3 protein-coding genes are annotated in these 3,075 nt (G+C 50.8%); 1 reads left to right on the plus strand and 2 read right to left on the minus strand.

Annotated elements, in window-relative coordinates:
* The first annotated feature begins 253 nt into the window (after positions 1–253).
* Positions 254–1,240, plus strand: a complete 987-nt coding sequence (locus tag KUC_RS16475; RefSeq protein ID WP_040481291.1) for a cytochrome-c peroxidase — start codon at positions 254–256, stop codon at positions 1,238–1,240.
* Positions 1,241–1,320: 80 nt separating this feature from the next.
* Here the strand turns inward: KUC_RS16475 and KUC_RS16480 are convergent, their stop codons facing one another.
* Both KUC_RS16480 and KUC_RS20135 read right to left on the minus strand, forming a co-directional pair.
* The gene (locus KUC_RS16480) at positions 1,321–2,313 is read right to left on the minus strand and encodes an adenosine deaminase (protein ID WP_007114369.1); all 993 of its coding nucleotides are present in this window, start codon (positions 2,311–2,313) and stop codon (positions 1,321–1,323) included.
* A gap of 49 nt (positions 2,314–2,362) precedes the next feature.
* A partial coding sequence (locus KUC_RS20135; RefSeq protein WP_244264826.1) for an ATP-binding cassette domain-containing protein occupies positions 2,363–3,075 on the minus strand: 713 nt, incomplete at its 5' end.

A 3,075-nucleotide genomic window follows, 5' to 3' on the forward strand; every position in this document is an offset into this window, starting at 1 on the left:
AGTCGTTGAGGCCGTGCCCCGTTGACGTGTGCGTATACTACCCGATTCACCGCCAGGGTCAACAGCGATTCGAATATTTATCACTAAAAGTCGTTAAAGATTAGAGCTTATCCGCAACGCGCCATAAAGCAGCGCAAGATTTGATCTGGGACAAAACAACAACCCCTCTCTTTCCTAAGCTTATTAGGTAGCGAATGCTAAGTTTCATCGTTTGAAGACCGAGACGCCTATTATAAAGCAGGGGAGAATAATCATGACCATAAAAGCAACCTTACTACCCACGATGGCGGCGAGTAGCCTTCTTGCTGCGAGCTTAGCCATGGCTGACGATGGTTTGGAAAATTATCGCAATCGTTTTGAAGCGCTTCCGTACCTCCCACCTATCCCCGCTAATAACTCATTAACAGAGGAGAAGGTCGAACTTGGCAACATGCTTTTCTTTGAGCCACGCATCTCTTCTAGCGGCGTTATCAGCTGTGCTACCTGCCACAACCCAGCGCTTGGCTGGGCTGATCGAATTCCGCGCGCCGTTGGCCACGATGGGCAAGTCGGTGAACGTAATACCCCAACCGTCTTGAACAGCGGCTTTTTAGGTTCTCAATTTTGGGATGGCAGGGAACCTGATTTAGAAGGCCAAGCACTAGGCCCTATTGAGGCGCCTGTAGAGATGGCGATGGATCTAGAAATGGCCCTAGAACGGCTGGTGGGCTTCGAGCTCTATCAGGAAAAATTCAGCGCCGCCTATCCTGACCAAGAAGAACCTATCACCGATGATAATTTGGCCCATGCCCTGGCCGCTTTCCAACGCACGCTCAACACCCCAAATTCCCCTTTTGACCGTTACCTACATGGCGATTTAGAGGCGATTAACCAACAAGCTAAAGACGGCATGGTGGCCTTTGTTGATAACGGCTGTATCGCCTGCCATCGCGGACCTGCTTTAACCGATAGCCAGTTCCATGCGATTCAGGTACCAGGATCAACTGATTTGGGTCGTTACGTCGTGACCGAAGAAGAGAGCGACAAGTACCGTTTCAGAACGCCTACATTGCGCAATGTGGCGGTGACCTACCCGTATATGAATAACGGTGCCACTGAAACGCTGGAAGAGGCAGTCGCGATAATGGGCCAAGAGATGCTTGGACGTGAATTTGATGAAGGCACCATTAGTGATATTACCGCGTTTCTACATACACTAACCGGTGAAATGCCTGATTTTGACGTGCCCGCACTGCCCTAAACTATTGCTCTAAACCGACACATAAAACTATCGCCCTCGCGAGAGCAGCCGCCTGGTCACTGCGACCAGGCGGTGGAACGTTATATTACAGCTAAGCGACCCAGCAGCTCTTCGCGACGTTGCTGAGTAGTAAAAGCTTCTTCAATGGCGTTGCGGGTTAATTGACGAAAAACCGCCTCATCCCAGCCAAACGCCTCGGCGCAAGCAATGTGATTAGTCAGCATACCGCCACCAAAATAAGCGGGGTCATCCGAGCTAATGGTCACTTTGAGCCCTTCAGCCAAAAGCTTAGGCAGTGGATGATCACGCAGATCCTCTACTACCTTTAAGCTGACGTTTGAGAGCGGGCAAACCGTTAGAACAACCTGCTGGCTGCGCAAACGCTCAACTACTTCATCACTTTCTAAACAGCGCACTCCATGATCAATGCGCTGAACATCAAGTACATCCAAGGCTTCTTTAATATACTCTGCGGGGCCTTCCTCACCGGCATGGGCCACACGCACAAGCCCAAGCTGCTTTGCGCGCTTAAACACCTCAACAAATTTTTCCGGTGGATTATTTTGCTCAGCACTATCTAGACCGATAGCATCCAGCATTTTCCAATAGGGAGCGGCTTGTTCAAGTACATGCAACGCCTCCTCTGCGGGACGGTCGCGTAGAAAAGCCATAATCATGCCGATAGAGAGGTCGAGGCCCTCCTCTGCCTCCTGCTTAGCTTTTAATAGCCCAGCCATTACCACTTCAAGCGGCACGCCACGCTGTAGATGCGCCTGGGGGTCAAAGTGCATGTCGATATGCACAACGCCCTCCCCTCGCGCGCGCTTGAAATAATCCATCGCCAAGTCGTAAAAGTCTTCCTCGTTACGAAGCACGCTCATACCCTGAAAATAGAGGTTCAGGAACCCCTGCAGATCGTTGAAGTGATAAGCATCTTTGGCTTCTTGAACTGTCGTATAAGGCAGTTCAATCCCATTGCGCTGCGCTAGCGCAAACATTAACTCTGGTTCCAGCGAGCCTTCGATATGCAAATGGAGCTCTACCTTAGGAAGATTGCGTAAAAATTCTTGCATGGAGGGCTCCTAGCTGTCTTATAAATTAATCAATGTCGCTCATTATCAATTATTTAAGCGGGCATTGGCTAAGTTTACCGGCATCTAGATGCCAGTGGTACTCGATCCCAGGCAATGGATTCAGCGAACTGACTTGATGGACAAAGAAGATAACCGTTCGATTAATCAGCCATTTATCCAGGGAAGACGCTATGTGGTTTGCAGTCGCCGCATCAACGCCTGCAAACGGCTCGTCAAGAATCACCACTTGAGGGCTACATAGCATTAGGCGTGCTAATGCCAAACGTCGACCTTGGCCCCCCGAAAGCTGCTGACCTTTTTCGCCCACCGCTGTGGCTAAGCCTTTCGGCAGTTGCTCAACCCAGCTATCCAAGGCAACGGCGCTCAATGCCTCCCAGAGCTTTTCGTCGCTTGCGGTGGGGTTGGCAATACGCAGGTTCTCGGCAATAGAGGTATCAAACAGATCCACCTGCTGAGTGAGCATGGCAAAGTGATTAGCACGGTTTTCGGCCGAGAGCTCACACGCTGACACGTCGCCTACCATCGCCTCACCCTGTGTCGCTTTTAAGCGCCCCATCAACACACTGGCTAAAGACGATTTTCCGGCACCGGAGTTGCCAGTAATTACCGCTCGCTTTCCAGCGGGCAGCTGAAGATCAATACAATTTAACGCGAGCTCTAATGTTTGCGCATAGCGCAGGGAGAGTTGATTAGCCTGTATGCTTAGACCAACACCTTCAGGTAGCGTAACGGCAGGGGCAG

The organism is Vreelandella boliviensis LC1, from assembly GCF_000236035.1.
Lineage (GTDB): Bacteria > Pseudomonadota > Gammaproteobacteria > Pseudomonadales > Halomonadaceae > Vreelandella > Vreelandella boliviensis.

Bases quoted from the DNA above. Each gene is read 5' to 3' on its own strand.
- KUC_RS16480 (WP_007114369.1), bottom strand. From the start codon at position 2,313: ATGCAAGAATTTTTACGCAATCTTCCTAAGGTAGAGCTCCATTTGCAT.
- KUC_RS16475 (WP_040481291.1), top strand. From the start codon at position 254: ATGACCATAAAAGCAACCTTACTACCCACGATGGCGGCGAGTAGCCTT.